At 39.5% G+C, this 17,244-nt stretch carries 15 protein-coding genes and 1 pseudogene; 11 read left to right on the plus strand and 5 right to left on the minus strand.

From position 1 onward, the window contains the following. From EP737_RS19075 to EP737_RS19090, 4 genes are all read left to right on the plus strand, one after another. On the plus strand, window positions 1-396 hold a 396-nt coding region (locus EP737_RS19075), incomplete at its 5' end, for an ArsB/NhaD family transporter (protein WP_281278909.1). A 1,026-nt stretch (window positions 397-1,422) separates the two neighbouring features. After that, the gene (locus EP737_RS19080) at window positions 1,423-2,313 is read left to right on the plus strand and encodes a YitT family protein (RefSeq protein ID WP_129729923.1); all 891 of its coding nucleotides are present in this window, start codon (window positions 1,423-1,425) and stop codon (window positions 2,311-2,313) included. Between the two features lie 233 nt (window positions 2,314-2,546). After that, the gene (locus tag EP737_RS19085) at window positions 2,547-2,936 is read left to right on the plus strand and encodes a VOC family protein (RefSeq protein WP_129729925.1); all 390 of its coding nucleotides are present in this window, start codon (window positions 2,547-2,549) and stop codon (window positions 2,934-2,936) included. 397 nt (window positions 2,937-3,333) lie between these two features. Further along, window positions 3,334-4,338, plus strand: coding sequence for a DUF1835 domain-containing protein (locus EP737_RS19090; RefSeq protein WP_129729927.1), 1,005 nt, complete (start codon window positions 3,334-3,336; stop codon window positions 4,336-4,338). 117 nt (window positions 4,339-4,455) lie between these two features. On the opposite strand, the pseudogene EP737_RS26760 reads toward EP737_RS19090, so the two are convergent. Continuing rightward, window positions 4,456-4,560, minus strand: a pseudogene (locus EP737_RS26760) (VOC family protein); the annotation flags it as partial. After that, window positions 4,559-4,909: a winged helix-turn-helix transcriptional regulator gene (locus EP737_RS19095; RefSeq protein WP_129729929.1), complete on the minus strand. Its 351-nt coding sequence runs from the start codon at window positions 4,907-4,909 to the stop codon at window positions 4,559-4,561. The gene EP737_RS19095 and the pseudogene EP737_RS26760, both read right to left, overlap by 2 nt. A gap of 123 nt (window positions 4,910-5,032) precedes the next feature. Here EP737_RS19095 and EP737_RS19100 point away from each other — a divergent pair, with 123 nt between their 5' ends. From EP737_RS19100 to EP737_RS25730, 4 genes are all read left to right on the plus strand, one after another. Beyond that, window positions 5,033-5,659, plus strand: coding sequence for a nitroreductase family protein (locus EP737_RS19100; RefSeq protein WP_129729931.1), 627 nt, complete (start codon window positions 5,033-5,035; stop codon window positions 5,657-5,659). A gap of 601 nt (window positions 5,660-6,260) precedes the next feature. Beyond that, window positions 6,261-7,934 carry a copper resistance protein CopC gene (locus EP737_RS19110; protein ID WP_425455934.1) on the plus strand — a complete coding sequence of 558 codons (1,674 nt, stop codon included), beginning with the start codon at window positions 6,261-6,263 and terminating at the stop codon, window positions 7,932-7,934. A gap of 23 nt (window positions 7,935-7,957) precedes the next feature. Continuing rightward, window positions 7,958-8,581, plus strand: a complete 624-nt coding sequence (locus EP737_RS19115) for a YcnI family copper-binding membrane protein (protein ID WP_129729933.1) — start codon at window positions 7,958-7,960, stop codon at window positions 8,579-8,581. A gap of 116 nt (window positions 8,582-8,697) precedes the next feature. Then, complete coding sequence (locus EP737_RS25730) at window positions 8,698-8,847, plus strand: hypothetical protein (protein ID WP_165350860.1); 150 nt, start codon at window positions 8,698-8,700, stop codon at window positions 8,845-8,847. Window positions 8,848-9,064: 217 nt separating this feature from the next. Here EP737_RS25730 and EP737_RS19120 read toward each other — a convergent pair whose 3' ends face one another. Then, window positions 9,065-9,694 (minus strand): NAD(P)-dependent oxidoreductase, encoded by a 630-nt coding sequence (locus EP737_RS19120; RefSeq protein WP_129729935.1) that lies wholly within the window; start codon window positions 9,692-9,694, stop codon window positions 9,065-9,067. 257 nt (window positions 9,695-9,951) lie between these two features. On the opposite strand from EP737_RS19120, the gene EP737_RS25735 reads away from it, so the two are divergent. After that, window positions 9,952-10,101 (plus strand): hypothetical protein, encoded by a 150-nt coding sequence (locus EP737_RS25735; protein ID WP_165350861.1) that lies wholly within the window; start codon window positions 9,952-9,954, stop codon window positions 10,099-10,101. Window positions 10,102-10,139: 38 nt separating this feature from the next. Here EP737_RS25735 and EP737_RS19125 read toward each other — a convergent pair whose 3' ends face one another. Next, window positions 10,140-11,636, minus strand: a complete 1,497-nt coding sequence (locus EP737_RS19125) for a SulP family inorganic anion transporter (RefSeq protein ID WP_129729937.1) — start codon at window positions 11,634-11,636, stop codon at window positions 10,140-10,142. 554 nt (window positions 11,637-12,190) lie between these two features. On the opposite strand from EP737_RS19125, the gene EP737_RS19130 reads away from it, so the two are divergent. Both EP737_RS19130 and argH read left to right on the plus strand, forming a co-directional pair. Further along, window positions 12,191-13,270: a flavin-containing monooxygenase gene (locus tag EP737_RS19130; RefSeq protein ID WP_129729939.1), complete on the plus strand. Its 1,080-nt coding sequence runs from the start codon at window positions 12,191-12,193 to the stop codon at window positions 13,268-13,270. 216 nt (window positions 13,271-13,486) lie between these two features. After that, window positions 13,487-15,004, plus strand: coding sequence for an argininosuccinate lyase (argH, locus tag EP737_RS19135; protein ID WP_129729943.1), 1,518 nt, complete (start codon window positions 13,487-13,489; stop codon window positions 15,002-15,004). 179 nt (window positions 15,005-15,183) lie between these two features. Here the strand turns inward: argH and EP737_RS19140 are convergent, their stop codons facing one another. Then, window positions 15,184-16,431 (minus strand): MFS transporter, encoded by a 1,248-nt coding sequence (locus EP737_RS19140; protein WP_246040308.1) that lies wholly within the window; start codon window positions 16,429-16,431, stop codon window positions 15,184-15,186. Between the last annotated feature and the right edge of the window lie 813 nt (window positions 16,432-17,244).

Genomic DNA, 17,244 nt, shown 5'->3' on the forward strand with positions numbered 1-17,244 from the left:
CTAACAGAACTTCTAGTGAAAATGTGCGAACCGATTGTACAGCAAGGATTATTTGAAGCAAGCTTTATCATGGGAGGATTAATCTCTGTTTTATCTAACCTGTTTAATAACCATCCAGCCTTATTAGTTGGAACTATTGCATTAACAGAAATGAATCTGGATTCCTTCACATTACAGACGATGTATCTAGCAAGTATTATTGGAAGTGACGTAGGATCGTTGCTGCTTCCTATCGGGACACTCGCTTCTTTAATATGGATGCATATTTTAAAGCAACATAGAATCAAGGTGAAATGGAAGGATTATTTAAGCGTCTCATTGATCGTAATTCCGATAACAGTAATTGTAATGCTATTCTTGTTATATAATTGGTTGCAGCTATTCTTTGCATCATAATCGATTTGAAGGAAAGTATGAAACTATTTTGGATATTAACAAGGCTATCGCACTCTCTTTTCGAAGGGGGAAGGCTGAGTCAGGATTGTTCGCATCAAGTAGCCAATTGATCAACTGAAAATCAGCACTTCCTCATGTATTTTTGCTTTTTTGAGAATTTAGAAAGTGTAAGGAGAGCGTTCATGAATGGAGACTATAATTTTGTGGGATTTTTGTCTTGTTTCAAAGCTATAAAACAACAGTAAGCGACCTTGTTCATCCTCTAAGGAGTCACAAGGTCGCTTACATTATTTCTTCATTCATTTTGTTGGAATCCCTTCAATGGTCTTTATCTTAGGAAGATCACCCCTAGCTAGAGAGTTTTTCTAAAAATGACTTTTGTGCCCCATTTCATGTGTCACACGCCTTCGCCTTACTCGCTTCACTGGAATCACCTTTCCCTTTAGTTGACTTGTTTGTTGCTCTGCTTTTGCTACTTAAGCGGTATCACCTTCTTTTTTGATGTAATAGGTATTGCTTGTATTTATCATACAAGCAATGTCGTGATTTGTAAATGCAAAATATTATAAATTTTCTAAAAAAACATAATATTTTGACGTTTTTTATCGATAGTGATCTGTAACACTGTTTTGTTATAAAAATTATCTTGTCAAAGGAAGTCAGGTTTTGCAGCAGACCATTTTTAATGGATCGAGATTACGTGAAATGTTAGACGAACTATACATAATTTTATTTTTGCTGCGTAATCCTCTTGTATAGGGAATATGTAGAAACAAAGAATATTATTATTTAATTCTCACTATTTTACTCGGAAAAGTGGAGAAAATCTGTTATAATAAAAAGACGAGAGAATTGATACAGCGTGCTCTGTTCTACTAACAGTGCTGTGGCTTTGCTTGAGCTATCTCGGATGAACTAGATATGTAGATTAGTTGACTAGATTTTGTAAGTATTTGGATGTAGTCTCTGTAATGGTACAGGGGGCATTTCATTCATAAATAACAGGAGGGGAAGGAGGAGTCCTGCATGGAACTCGCAGAACAAATCAAACAGAAGGTGGAACACAAAAAATTGACGAAGACCAGCATGGCTAAAAGAGCTTTTTTAATAGCCATAGGAGCTGGATTGATGGCAGTAGGGCTTGAGATTTTTTTGATTCCAAATCATGTAATTGACGGAGGGATTACAGGGATTTCGATTATGTTATCTCATCTAACAGGTCTTAATTTAGGAATATTTCTTTTCCTGCTAAACCTGCCATTTTTCTTTATCGGACGGAAACAAATTGGGACAACGTTTGCTGTTTCTACATTATTTGGGATTATCGTTCTTTCAATTGCTACCACTCTGTTGCATCCGGTGCCGGGGCTAACAGAAGATGTATTGTTAGCCACAGTGTTTGGGGGAATTATCCTTGGTGTTGGAGTGGGATTGGTTATCCGAAACGGTGGATCATTGGATGGAACGGAAATTATGGCTATTTTGTTCAATAGAAGGATGCCGTTTTCTGTTGGTGAAATCATCATGTTCTTTAATATTTTTATTTTAGGAGCTGCTGGTTTTGTATTTGGATGGGATCGGGCTATGTATTCCCTTATGGCATATTTCATTGCCTTTAAGACGATTGATGTTGTAATTTTAGGACTTGATGAATCTAAGTCAGCATGGATTATTAGCGAGCGGCATAAGGAGATTGGGGATGTTATTTTAGCACGCTTAGGACGTGGTGTTACGTACTTAAACGGTGAGGGCGCTTATACGGGAGATGATAAGAAAGTGATTTTTGTTGTTATCACTCGTTTAGAGGAATCCAAGCTGAAATCTATTGTAGAGGATATTGATCCATCAGCATTTTTTGCGGTTGCTAACATCTCTGAAGTACGGGGCGGACGTTTTAAGAAGAAGGATATTCATTAAAGCGGAAAGGGCTGCAAACCGCCTTGTTTGATCAAAGCAAGCAAGACATATAATAGTTATAAAATAAAACGAACTACAAACAATGTAGTTCGTTTTATTATCTCTTATCATAAATGTAACTTCCGTTTGAGAGTTTAGCAAAGCTTTCGAGATTAGTTGCGATAGATTGGAATTTTTGCAATCAATCTCCAGTAACAACTATAATTTTAGGAAAAAGCGTGTGGGGGTAGCAAATGATTAAAAGGGTAGAGCATGTCGGGATTATGGCTTCCGATATGGATGAGTCCATTCGATTTTATGAAACTCTTTTTCAGTTTAAAATCCGTGTAAGAGTAAACAATGGCCAAAAGGAAATTGTTTTTTTGGCTCATAATGGATTACCAGGGTTTGAAATTGAACTGATTCGTGATTTACAGCCGACTACGTTGTATACGGAACATGGATTGGTGAACCATTTAGCATTTGTCGTTGATAACATGGAACAAGTAATTTCCTATTGTAGACAAAAAGGAATCGTTTTTGAAACAAGTGAACCAAAACGCGGGATCAATGATCGCAAGACCATTCGTTTTAGAGGGCCGAATGGAGAAATATTGCAGCTAGTAGAAGAACGGAATAGTTAGTTTGGCCAATTGATACAGCTAGAAGTACAAAAGAATTCAGGAAAGAATAGCCTTGTACAACTGTTTGATTGGATTCGTTAGGCTGCTGTAAAAACTGTATAAAATCATGAACAATAGATAAAAACGGCAAGAGGACCCTCCCCCTCTTGCTGTTTTCTATGTTTTAAGGAATAAAGTAGAGAGGGGCATTAGAAGCAAATGCTATGGAAGTAAATCATGCAAATAGGGGTTTTTAACAGATACCTTATTGGGTAATTAGCTATGGACATCCATAGCTTTTTTAGCTAAAATGAAAAGAGAACATTTGTTTTGTTTATAGACTATTACTATAGTTGTCATAAAAAGAAACGGTGCAGAAGAGGGGATACTAAACGATATATGAAAGGGGAAAGGTGAAATGCTGCATATTGTGAATGGAGACTCAGTGGCTGAAAAGCTGAAGCAAGGGGTTGTCCACGGTGATATTCTCGTATGGAGGGAAATTTACTCAGAAGGACCTGTTTTTCTGGATCTTGCCAACTCATCCAATCGATTGATTCGCGCGAAGAATTTGGAAAAAACATTAGGTATACGCTGTGACGAATTTACTGCAGGTTGTGTTTCGCAAGAACAGAGACTTGCAGCCTTCAAAGAATACGATGAAGTAGTGTTGTGGTTTGAGCATGACCTTTTTGATCAGACTATGCTGAGTTTTTTGCTGAACTGGTTTTCAAAGCAATCGCTGAACGGGGTCAGGCTGAATCTATTATGTATTGGCACATTCCCTGGTATTGATCCCTTCTTGGGTCTTGGTCAATTGTCGGTGGAACAACTGAACACATTAGTTGGTACATGGCGTCCGATCGGACAAGAGGAGCTGGAGATAGGCAAAAAGGCGTGGGAAGCCTACACATCTCCAGATCCGCATAAGATTGTAGAATTCCTTCAAGAGGATACATCAGCACTTCCATTTGTGCAGGAAGCGTTCAAATTCCACTTGTCAAGGTTTCCTTCGATTTATAATGGACTTGGGAAGGTGGAACAAACAACGTTAGCACATCTACATAATAGCCCTGCTTACGCCTGGGATCTCTTTCATCAAACAGGACTGCAAGAAATTTGGTACGGTATGGGAGATTTACAGTATTGGGGAATCTTGAAGAGGATGTGTCAAGCTCCATATCCGTTAATACAAATCGAGGGTGCATCCTTAGCTTCTTTTGATAATAATGATATCTCACAATTCCATAATAGCCGTTTCAGCCTAACTGATATAGGGCGCCGCATTCTTACAGGAGAAGGGGACTGGGTAGCCATGAACGGGGTCGATCAGTGGCTTGGCGGCTGCCACTTGCAGGGCCATAGGATTCCTTGGCGTTGGGATGGACAGCGGAAAACACTCGTTGCTGTTGAAGGGAAATAGTGTTTAAAATGTCTCTTTTCCCTATTCTGTAGTTTTATACGCGAGTAATTTATTTTTCGAACTGATAGAGGCTACAACGAATGAGGCAGATTCAGTTCCGTGAATCTGCCTCACATACTATTGTTTTAATAAGACCACATTATCATCTTCGTTCTTGAATTGAACAAATGCTCCCCACTGCATTTTTTGAGGATTTCCTGGAAATTCAACGCCGTTCGACCTATTTATGGTTACAGCAGATTTGCTCGTCTCTATCTATATCTTTTATAACAGCATAAGTATTGCCCCACTCACACATTGTGTTTAATACTGGAACAAATGATTCACCTAACTTCGTTAAGCTGTATTCCACTTTTGGAGGCACTTCTTTAAATACTTCCCTTCGGACAAGCCCATCTCTTTCCAGTTGCTTTAATTGATCTGTCAAAACTTTTTGGGTAATGGCTGGGATTAGCTCATAAAATTCTTTCGTCCTCATTGATTTTTGGCTCAAGAAAAAGAGAATTAAACATTTCCATTTGCCGCCTACAGTATTCATGAAAATATTGATTCCCGTGTTTTGACTGCCCATTCTTGATTCCTCCTAAATAGGCACTTAAATGTGGCTATGCCACATTTAAGTGCGTTATTTTTTCATGTATTATTTTCCATTATAATCGACGGTGTAGCAAATAAAATATTTGGAGTGGATACGATGAGTGTAAAGGAAGTTTTAGAAAAAAGACGTTCGGTCAGGCATTACGATCCAGACTATAAAGTCAGTTCAGAGATGTTGGCTTCATTGATTGAAAGTGCAAGTAAGTCACCTAATGGAAACAATATACAAGCAACCCGATACTTAGTCATCGATGATCCACATCTGCGGGATTTATTATTGCCGGTAGCTTTTAACCAACAGCAAGTAACAGAAGCGTCCGCATTAATTGTTGTGCTGGGGGATTATCAAGCCTTTGAGAAAGAAAATATTATAAATATACATGAAGAGGGATGTCAGCAAGGTTTTTTTGATGCATCAATGAGAGATTACTTGGCGAATGCTGCTATAAATTACTACGCGAATAAATCAAAAGAGGATTTAAAAATTGAATTAACGAGAGATGCGAGTCTAGCGTCCATGTCTTTACTTTTATTGGCAAATGAAGCTGGGCTTGAAACCATCACAATGTCAGGGTATGATTCCAAACAGCTCAAGTCGATATTGCATATTTCCGAGAGGTATTTGGATGTTATGCTCATAGCGATTGGGAAAGGTATTAAAGCTGGCCATAAAACGGTTAGGCATGATGTTCATAAAGTAGTTTATAGAAATGAAATACAGTAATGGTTTCCTTCAAATTTATCAGAAAAATAGTAGAATCCATTTTAATGGATTCTTTTTTTAACTTAGTAAGGTCAATGATTTTCCCACCCATGGCGACAGAGGGAATAGATTGAATTCCATAGGCTTTAGATTTTTGTTCCCATTCGGTTGTGGAATTGTTTTTGTTTAAATCATAAACGATGACTTCGCATTTTAGACAAGCTAACTATTTGACTTGTTCCACTACATCATCACATAAATAACTGCCAGCTGTAAAAACTTCGATTCTTTTAGCCACTATGAATCTCTCCTCCTTTTATTCTGTACGTTGGTACGGAGTCAATACAGTTTTAAATTTTTAATTGATTCCTATGTTGTGATAGATGGAAAGAGAAGAGTTATTTTCATGTCCGTACTGTATGCCTTTTTAGCATAGCCTTGTGAACAAACGCCAAAAACTCTGCTCATGTTCTCTAATTACTATAAAAGTACGAAGTGTCTAACATTATTCACAAGGTTTTCGCATTTTCTTCACATTTTGGTGCCATAATTATATTGTATTTAGTTTCAGTATCTCCCGGGGAATAGGGAGGGAAAGGGTAGAATGGGTGGACAGTATTTAATGTATATCAAAAAGTTTGGATTATGGATGGTGTTTTTCTTTTTATATAGCATGTTATCGCCTATCTTTACATCTGCGCATGCTTATATTACTAAAGCAACCCCTGCGGAAAACGAAATTTTGCCTAAAGCACCTTCTATTGTCAGCATTGAGTTTGATGAGAGGATTCAGTCTTCTAGCTTTGCTTCCCTTATTGTGATGGATGCTTCAGGAAAGCGGGTAGACTTAAAAAATGCTCATATCAATAAAGAGAATCCAAGGATGATGGAAGCTGGAGTGAAACCTAATATACGAGATGGTGCTTATTCCGTTCATTGGAAAGTGATTTCAGCAGATGGGCATCCTGTTCAAGGGGTAATTCCATTTCATATCGGGACTGCGGGAGAAGATTCTAATGCTTCACAAGCACACACAACCGGTTATATACCGAAATTGGATATGCTTATTGAACGTGGGCTCTTATATACGGGTTTTTCTCTTTATATAGGTGTTATATTTTTTAATCTTATTATTCGAAAATCAGATAACCAGCAGTCTACTAAGGTTCAATCAAGAAGTCGGATCATCCTTTGGTTATCGCTGCTTGGAATTTCCCTTAGCTTGTTGTTCAATCTTCCTTTACAAACAAAAATAAATGCAGATGTATCGTGGTCGAAGGCGTTTCAGCTCTCATTGTTGAGAGAAACTCTGGAGCTTCCTGGCTTTGGACATATATGGGTTATTCAGATGATTCTCGTTGCTTTGCTTTCTGTGGCAACCTATGTAGCTATCAAAAGAGGAAGTTTTACTTCGTGGAAAGCATGGGTAATCCCTGTGATGCTCGTGGTGGGACTGCTGATAACGAAAGCCTTCATTGGTCATGCAGCTGCTTCTAAGTATAAAGAGATAGCAATACCCATGGATTTTCTTCATTTATTCGCTGCCTCCTTATGGTTGGGAGGGTTGCTTGGAATTGCTTTTCTATTACCTGTGGATCATGCTGGTGCAGAACATGATAAAAGAGATTGGTCACGATATTGGGATGCAATTCGTCGATTTTCTCCTTGGGCGATGGCTGCTGTTTCAATCATTTTTTTCACGGGACTTGTCACTAGTACATTTTTTGTTCCAACAATCACTTCTCTTTTTGATACAAATTATGGGAGGTTTCTGTTCGCAAAGATTATTTTATTTGTAGTGATGGGGATATTAGGGATTGTTCATTTTGTGAAAGGTAAGCTGCGTCGAAAGAAAGGGATCGGGGCTACAGTAGGTGTTGAATGGAGCATAGGAATCATTGTGATGGTACTTGCAGCATTTTTAACGAATTTGCCGACTCCTCCGATACCGGCAACAGGACCTTTTCATGAAACCAGGCAGCTGGATAATGGCAATCAGCTCACTTTAAGCATTAGTCCTAATGCAGTGGGGATGAATACATTTGATGTTGAGTTAAATGATAAAAATGGACAGCCTGTTACTGATATAGAACAACTTACATTGACAGTCTCTTCGTTAGATATGGAGATGGGAAAAGAGACATTTAGAGTTCCAGCTGTATCAACAGGAAAGTTTCAAACAAAAGGAATGTATTTAAATATGACAGGACAATGGACCATAAAGGTTCACGGACTGGCAACATCTCTTGATAGTTTTGATATAGATTTTCGTTCGACGGTAGGCAGTCGACAATAAGAGGATAAAGGGGATTATGAAGCATGACAAAAAGCAAAAGGTTAATGGCAGCACTTATACCAACAATAGCGGCAACATTTCTTTTTTCAGTATCTGCAAGTGCTCACGTATCGGTAAAGCCCAGCACTTCTACAACTGAGGCATGGGAAACATATACGATGAAGGTCCCCGTTGAAAAAGATGTACCAACAACAAAAGTTACCTTGAAAATTCCTGATGGAGTAGAGTTTGAACAATATCAACCTGTACCTGGATGGACAGTTAGTGAACAGAAGGATGCATCTGGAAAAGCAACATCCATTACCTGGACAGCAACTGGTGAAGGTATTTTATCAGGGCAATTTCAACAGTTCACCTTTGTAGCAAAAAACCCGGCTAGCGGGCAGAAGGTCGCTTGGGATGCGTACCAATACTATACAGACGGCAGTATTGTAGAATGGGCAGGAGAGGAAGGAAGTGACACACCGCATTCTATTACTGAGATTAGCGCGGCTTCTTCAACTGAGAAACAAGACCAGACAGTAACGGATACAACAAAAACACAATCAAATACTGGCGGTGTACAAACAATCCCAACGGTCGTATCGATTATTTCTCTGTTAGTTTCGATTGCAGCGTTAATTAGTGCATTACGACGCAAAAAATAGAGCCACTCAGTACTAAGCATTGCTTTTCTGCAAACCCCAATGTTCGTCTCCTTGTTTGTATAAAAAACGGATAAAAGAGCATAGTAGTAACGATTACAGATAAAGGAGGGATAACAATGGGCGGAGCAGGAAAGCAAAACAAAAACCAAAAACTAGCGCAATTGAGCCAGCAAGGCACACATAACGATGTGGAGTTTGGCGCTGAGCAAGGAAATGCACAGTATCAGAGCCAGAAGAAAAGCGGTAAGCAAATGAATAAACGATAAAAAAACTTGGCCTTGTGCCAGGTTTTTTAGCACTGTAAGAAAGTATAAATTTCTAGCTGGAAGCCAACTCGACGTAGTGAGAAACTTTAGGAATACAGTATAAGTAGGGCTGTGCCTCTGTCTTCGCCCAAAGGCGGGGCTCGCCAATCGACAAGTTTTCTTTAGTTGGAATAGGGGTTAATCTGCATGTTCCAGTTTATGGGTAGTTTCGTTTTATCTAATTTGCTATAAACGGTGTTTGACGCAAATATTTAGAATCTGAAATTTCATTAATCAAAAAATCTGCAATATCACGGTTGGTAATAGTCAGTCCTGGCATATCATACAGACTTGCTTTTATAGCTTTATTACCGCTTTTTTCAAAAACAAATGGTAAGCGAACAAGCGTCCAATCGATCCCGCTTTCTTGGAGAAGGGCAAGCTCTTTTTTCTTATCCTGAATCATCTCAGCATACATCATGCGGAAGACAATGGCACCGAACCGATTTGCTAAGGACTTTTTATCTCCATACACATCCAAAGAACCTCCCGTTACTCCTATGTATCGTTTGATCCCCATCTTTGACATAGTGGCAATTACCAATTTCGTAACTTCACTATATAAAGGTGCTTCTCTGTTAGGCTGTCCAAATGTATTCACAACAGCTTCACATCCTTTAAGCAAAGAGACAATGGACTCTGAGCTTTGAGCATCTCCTTTAATAAGTTCTATATTTTTGTTGGCTATTAACACTTTTTCTGGATTTCTGACGAGCATGCGCACTTTATAGCCTTTTTTTATTGCTGTTTCTGCTAGAAATCTACCTGCTTTTCCAGTTCCTCCTATAATAGCAATCGTATATTTCATCTAGAGTGGGCCTCCTATCACGATTTTCCTTTTATCTCCATTTTATCATGAGAAAGTCTAAAAAAGCGCTATGGCTTTACGAGAACACTTCATAGAATTGTAAAAGTTACATTAAGACAGCTTTTTTTTGTTTTATATAAGTATGTGGAACAAAAAGTAACCAACTCCTTATGGCAGTTGGTTGCTTTTTTTATAGAATATTATATAATAAAGAAAGCGCTTTCAAAATTGTGTTCGTATTCAGAAGGAGAGGGATCATGATGTACCTTCACCAAACCAAATTACGTATGCAGGCTTTTGAAGAACTAACAAAGAATCGATGCGAAGAACAAGAAAACAATACATTATTCAACTACTCAATTGCCTTTATCGGTGTTGTTATTCTATTATGGCAATCACTCGTATAAAAAAATTCCCCTTCTTTATTATGAAGGGGAATTTTTTATTAATGACCGATATTCTGATCTAAGCCACCTGGTTTATTAAATACTGCGATACGGTTCAGTAACGTTGCACTTGCCTCATTTAAACCAAGAATACGAGCTTGTATGCCGTTTTGGTGAAACTTGAGTACAACCTTATCAATCGCCGTAACGCCTGATTCATCCCATATATGAGCATGAGATAAATCGATATCAACAGTTTTGACATGCTCTTGCTTAAAGTTGAAAGAAGAAAGGAAATCCGTTACAGAAGCAAAGAATACCTGGCCCTCTACTCTATACTCCATCTTTTGAAGGGACGGATAAGCTGTTTCAGTTACCTTAACCTTTGAAATTTTGGAAGCAAAGAAAATTGCACTTAATACAATTCCTAGGATCACACCAACTGCTAAGTTATGAGTAAGCACGATTGCAACAACAGTTGTAACCATTACAACAGCATCTGTTTTCGGCAGCTTGTGCAGTCGTGTTAAAGAACCCCAGTCAAACGTACTGATGGATACTGTGATCATAACTGCTACAAGGGCAGCCAAAGGAATTTGAACTACAATTTGATTTAAAACAATAATAAGAAACATCAAAAAAGCACCGGCAACAAAAGCAGAAAGACGTCCGCGCCCTCCAGATTTCATGTTAATGACAGATTGTCCAATCATAGCACAGCCCGCCATACCGCCAAAAAATCCATTTATAATATTGGCAATTCCTTGTCCTCTGCATTCCTTATTTTTATTACTGTGTGTATCCGTCATCTCATCCACAATTTGAGCTGTTAACAAAGACTCAATCAAACCAACTAGAGCCAATGAAAGCGCGTATGGAAAAATAATACGAAGGGTTTCTAGGTTAAACGGTACATCAGGAATTAAAAAATGCGGTAGTGTGTTTGAAATGCTCCCCATATCACCAATTGTTCTCACATTACTGTGAGTATAAATTGAAATGGCACTAATCACAATAATCGCAATCAGCGGCGAAGGAACAGCTTTCGTTATCTTAGGGAATAAATAAATAATCACTAATCCGCCAGCTACCATAGCATACATCGGCCAGGATTCACCTGAGAATGAAGGTAATTGCGATGTGAAAATTAAAATAGCCAATGAGTTTACAAAACCGACCATAACAGAATTAGGAATAAATTTTACCAATTCTCCGATTCGAAGAACGCCAAGTAAAAATTGAATTACTCCTGTTAAAATAGTGGCTGCAAGCATGTACTCGATGCCATGGTCCTTCACCAATCCGACCAATACCAATGCCATGGCACCCGCAGCGGCTGAAATCATTCCTGGGCGTCCCCCAACAAAAGCAATTACAATTGCTACACAAAACGAAGCGTACAAACCGACCATAGGATTCACACCGGCGATAATAGAAAAGCCAATTACTTCTGGTATTAAAGCTAATGCTACCACAATCCCCGCTAATATATCCGTTCGCACATGAGAGAACCATTCTTGTTTTAGTCCCTGCTTCAAAATAGCACCTCTTTCCATTTATTTAGTTTTTGCAGTTCAATGACCTTCACCTCATGAAAGCCGGGCCGACATAACAGAAGAAATTATACATAACAATGCAGGTTTTAACAAACAATAAATTTTAAAGATTGTTAGAATATGGATCGAGTGTTGGCTGTTATCTTAATTTAATGATTAAACCTGGAATAATCGCTTTACAACTTTATGGCTAACGGCTCCTAATTTCCAGAAAATTTTTGCAAGATTCATTGACTCTCTGAGAAAAAGATTCATATAATGGAACTAAACATATGAATGATTGTTCATATGTTCAAGGATGTGAAGGAAATCCGTAATGGAAAAACTTGCAGTGAAATATACAAAAAAGAATTCTTTATAGAGAAATTGTTGAAAAGGTGAAACAGGCTGCTCCCGATAATGAAAAGCTGTATAACGCCGCAAAATGATTTATGGCTCTTGGAAATCTGGAAATCGTACGAGAGCTAGGCTTTTTCTTTGATAAGGGGTGGTGAGGAAATTTTCTATCATGATATATAGACTAGGTAGCTTACAAAGAGGGAGGAGACACGGACATGCTAGATGTCATCATTATTGGAGCGGGGCAAGCTGGGCTCAGTATGGGATTTTTCTTAAAACAGCAGGAGGTTTCGTTTTTGCTGCTAGATGCGGGAGAACGAGTTGGGGACAGTTGGCGAAAGCGATATGACTCTTTGATCCTTTTTACGCCAAAATCATATAGTGCATTGCCGGGTCTGGCCTTTGAAGGAGATCAGGATGCATTTCCTTCAAAGGGTGAGATGGCGGACTATTTAGAAACATACGCTGAGCATTTTTCTCTGCCAGTCCAATTGCGTACGCATGTACAAAAGGTGCAGCAGGTCGATATAGGTTTTAAAGTAGTTACCAACAAAGAAACTTTATACAGTAAACAAATCGTAATAGCTTCCGGTGCCTTTCAAGCTCCATTTCTGCCTCCTGCATCACAACAATACTCGAAGGATGTGTTTCAAATCCATTCTTCGGCGTATATCTCGCCAAAGCAAATTCCTGAGGGCCCTGTTTTGGTCGTAGGAGGGGGGAATTCCGGAGCACAAATTGCAACAGAACTTGCGGAGGATCGAGAGGTAACTATCGCAATCAGTCATCCATTCAAATTTTTACCTTTGCACTTCTTTGGAAAAAGTATCTTCTTCTGGCTTGAAATATTAGGATTTTTATACGCCGGTACAGATACAAAACGGGGCGTCTGGTTTCGCAAGAAAGGTGATCGCATTTTTGGTGTTGAGTGTAGGAATTTGATTCGAAGTGGAAAAGTACGAGTGAAATCGAGAGTAGTGGATGTCCAGGGAGAAAGAACGATTTTTCAAGATGGTAGCAGCATGGACGTGAAAAATATCATCTGGTCAACAGGTTTTGTTCCAGATTACAAGTGGTTAGAGGTAAACGGAGCATTAGATGAGAAGGGCGAACCTCTTCATTATAGGGGAGTCAGTCCTGTGGAGGGGTTATTCTTTATCGGTTTGCCATGGCAACGACAAAGGGGCTCAGCACTTGTTTGCGGTGTTGGGCGTGATGCAGAATATTTGCTTTCTTTTATCAAAGACGCATTACGTAAGGCAGAGATAGACAACTTAGAGAAATATATTGTATGAAAGAGCCAAAAGTTTTTAATTTTAGACCAGGACATGGAGTTCAACGTATGATAGATACCAAAGACATTCAATATTTCATAATGAACGAGGTGAAATGAGCACAGTCTATACAATGTAATTGCCTAGTTTACTGAAATGCATAGTCGTTAGAAAAAATGATAGCTAGTATACAATCCAAGGGGGAAGAAGCAATTGGATACATTAAACAGGAAGGAAATGAATGGGGGGAACAATCGCGATCAAATTGTTCAAAAGGAGAGTCATACATTCCCAGGGAAAACCTATATGGAGGTTGTTCTTGCACCTGCATACGATGAAGCAAAGCGGCATTTATTAGAACCAATGATGGCGATTCATAAAGCTCACCTTATCATGCTGGATGAACAACAACTCATTTCCCGCAACGAGGGGAAGCAGATCGCCGAGGCTATTAGAATGCTAGATTTACAGTCCCTGCGCATCTCTCAGTACTCCGGTCAATTTGAAGATTTATTCTTTCAGGTTGAACACGAGCTGTTAGATAAAGCAGGGGATATTGCCGGTAACCTGCACATCGCTCGGAGCCGTAACGATATGAGTATCGCAATGTTCCGATTAACACTGCGCGATAAAATGCAAACTGCATTATCTTCCGTATTATTTTTGAAAGAAGAGTTACTGCAATTTGCCAGTAAACATGTAGATACGCTCATGATTGGGTATACCCATACACAGCAGGCTCAACCAACCACATTGGCTCATTATATTCTAGCTGTCATTGATTCATTAAACCGTGATGTACAGCGATTGATGCTGGCGTATGAACATTGTAATCAAAGTCCGATGGGAGCAGCAGCCCTTACGACTTCCGGGTTTAACATTAATAGGGAGCGAATGGCGGAGTTGCTTGGCTTTGATGGGCTAATTGAAAATTCCTATGACGCCATTGCGGGAGCTGATTATATCGCTGAGGTCATGACTGCCACCCAAATTACCGCAATCACTCTCGGGCGCTTCATTCAAGATTTGTTGTTGTGGAGTACGCAAGAGTACGGGGTGCTGCGGGTTTCAGATGCTTACGTGCAAACGAGTTCTATCATGCCCCAAAAGCGTAATCCGGTATCTCTAGAGCATTTACGTTCTTTATTATCTAGCTGTGTGGGTAATACCCAGACGGTACTGACGATGATTCACAACACACCTTTTGGTGATATTGTTGATACAGAGGACGATATGCAGCCGTATGCCTGGAGAAGCCTAGATCTATTAGACAAATTATGCAGACTGATGGGCTGTGTAATCGCAACTGCTGAAGTGAATAAAGAAGTGCTGCGTGAACGGGCTAAAGCTAGCTTCGCTACTATCACGGAATTGGCGGATACGTTAGTGAGAACAGACGCCCTCTCCTTCCGCAAAGCACATCACATTGCAAGCAATGTGGTAAAGGCCGCAATAGCTCAAGGTATCGCCGCACATGAGGTCACGCTGACTCTCGTCAATGAAGCGGCCGTCGGTGTCATAGGCAAACCATTACTGCTGGATGAGGTTAAACTGCAGCAATCCCTTGATCCTGAGTATTTTGTAGACATTCGTTCGTTGCCGGGTGGCCCAAATCGAGACGAGGTAAGAAGAATGATTGCGCTGCGGAGAGGGCAGTACGATGATCATCAGTTTTGGCTAAAGGCAGCGAAAGAGAAATCTTCAGAATCGCTTCGACATTTAGATGAGGTATTGAAAGAGTGGTGTGATAGCTAGGTAGAACCCCTTACATCATACTTTTTAAGGGAAACTTGCCGAACCGTATTCCTAAAATTTCTCGCTACGTCGAATTGTCTTCCAGCTAGAAATTTATACTTTCTTACAGTGATAAAAAGCCGCGAATACTCATGACTTCAGTCATCGGTATTCGCGGCCTTTGTTTTTTTATCTGCTTACTATATTTCCTCTTTAATTCCCTTGTTGACTGCGTCCTTTTTCATTAAAGGCAACAGACTTAGAATTCCGATCACAAGAAGCAGTGCTGCTGCTTCGTAGATGTAAACAATAGAAAGATGGGTTTTCAGCCATCCAGCAGTTGACATCGTAATGACCATCGCCCCCATAAATAGAGGAGTTAATATGCCATTTACCCTGCCGATAAAGGCTTCTTCTGTATTTTGCAAAATCATTGTATTAATTCCTATATGGATGCAAGGCATAAATACACCTGAAAAAAACTGTGCGGTCAGAGTCAACCAGAATGCAGCGGATAAACCCATGCCAATAAACCCGATAGCACTTGCCCCCATACCGATTGCCAAAAGCATTTGCGGCGGCATTTTTTTCGAAAGGCCTACTGTAATTCCGCCGCCGAGAATCATACCAATCCCAAAGGCAGCCATAAGCCATTGTAAATCTTCCTTTGGCAGTCCCAATTTCTCTGTGATCAAAAATACACCGAGCGGTTGCGTTAGTCCAATAGCCAGCCCTGCTGCCGCAAAACAGCCGCCAAGCAAGGTTAATGGTCTGCTGTTCAATACATAGCGGAAACCTTCCTTCATTTCCTCTACCAAGGTCGTTTTCGGTTTCTCTTCCGCCGGCGCAGGGTCTGCTGGCAGCATCAGCAGAACGGCCGCTGAACATAGAAAAGCAATACCCATGATAGCGACAGCTGTTAAGATACCAAAATGCTGATAGACGAAGGTGCCTAGAACTGGACCTAAAATCATAAAAAGTGCAAAGATAGTCTGATACATGGACATACCCATCTGAATAAGCTCAGCAGGCACATACAGCTTGAACAGCTTCATGCCGGACGGCTGTGAAAACTGCGAGAGAATAGATGAAACAAGCGTTGCAAAGAAAATTACTTTCCAGCTGCCAAAAAACAAAGTGAGCAGAACGATAAAGACAGAAGCGGCACTTAACACATCACACCAAACCATCGTCCTCTTCGGCCGCCATCTATCAGCAAATGTTCCGCCTATAAACGAAAATAGAAAAATTGGGGCAAATTCGGCAACAGATATTAAAGACACCGCAACCGGATTTTCATTGGTCTTCTCAATTACATATAAAAGAATTGAATAGTTTCTCACCCAAATCCCAATTTGAAGGAATAACACCGACAGCAAAATGGTTCGGATTACTTGGTTTTGAAACAATGCTCCCATACCTAATTTCTCATTGCTCGTTATTTCCATAAAAAAGCCTCCTTTTCCATTTCTGGATAGGAGGCTTTGTTTTGGGCACAAAAGAAGACAGAAAATACCCAATGGGCAGTTTCATGCTTCATTTTTGTTCTCAAAAGGCAAAACTAATCCAATCCAGAAAAATGGCTCGTAGTTAAGTCTATTACGCCTGTTTTTCTAAATAAGGATTAGTAGATCATCGCCCTTTGTCACCCTTCCGTAAATTGTTAATTTCATACTATCTTATAATACAATTCAAATCAATACGTACAAGCTTATTTTATGTTAAATAAAGGATAAGTTCTTAGATTTGATCACCTGGCCTTTAGAAAAGCTTGTGGAGGGGCTATTGTTGAAGAGTTGGTATCTTACCCTCTAAATATAGAATCATAACTAACACGATTTTCCAAAGCAACAGGGCATGCTATTAACTAGAAAATGTATCATGTATAAAAAGCGTTATCCTTATCAATACTTTTACTAAAAGGATAGCGACTGTCATATATATTCAAATGAACTCGATAAGCATGCGTCAGAAATTTTTTATAAATCATTATTGACATTTTATCAGAGTTATAATAAGATTCAGAATATTAATACTTCTATGCTACGAAGAGGATTAAGAAATAGGGCTCTTATGTACAGAGAGCGAAGGATTTGCTGGGACCTTTGCCATAATCTCTATTTTCGCTGTCACCTCTGAGCTGTTTTCCTGAACGAAAGGTTGAACAACCTTGCCAGTAGGGAAGACCGGAAGGACACACGTTATTGTGTCAAAGGTTTCATTTAGAGACCTACTGAGGTTATACGCTGTGAGGCGTGTAA

The organism is Ectobacillus funiculus, from assembly GCF_004138295.1.
GTDB classification, from domain to species: domain Bacteria; phylum Bacillota; class Bacilli; order Bacillales; family Bacillaceae_G; genus Ectobacillus; species Ectobacillus funiculus.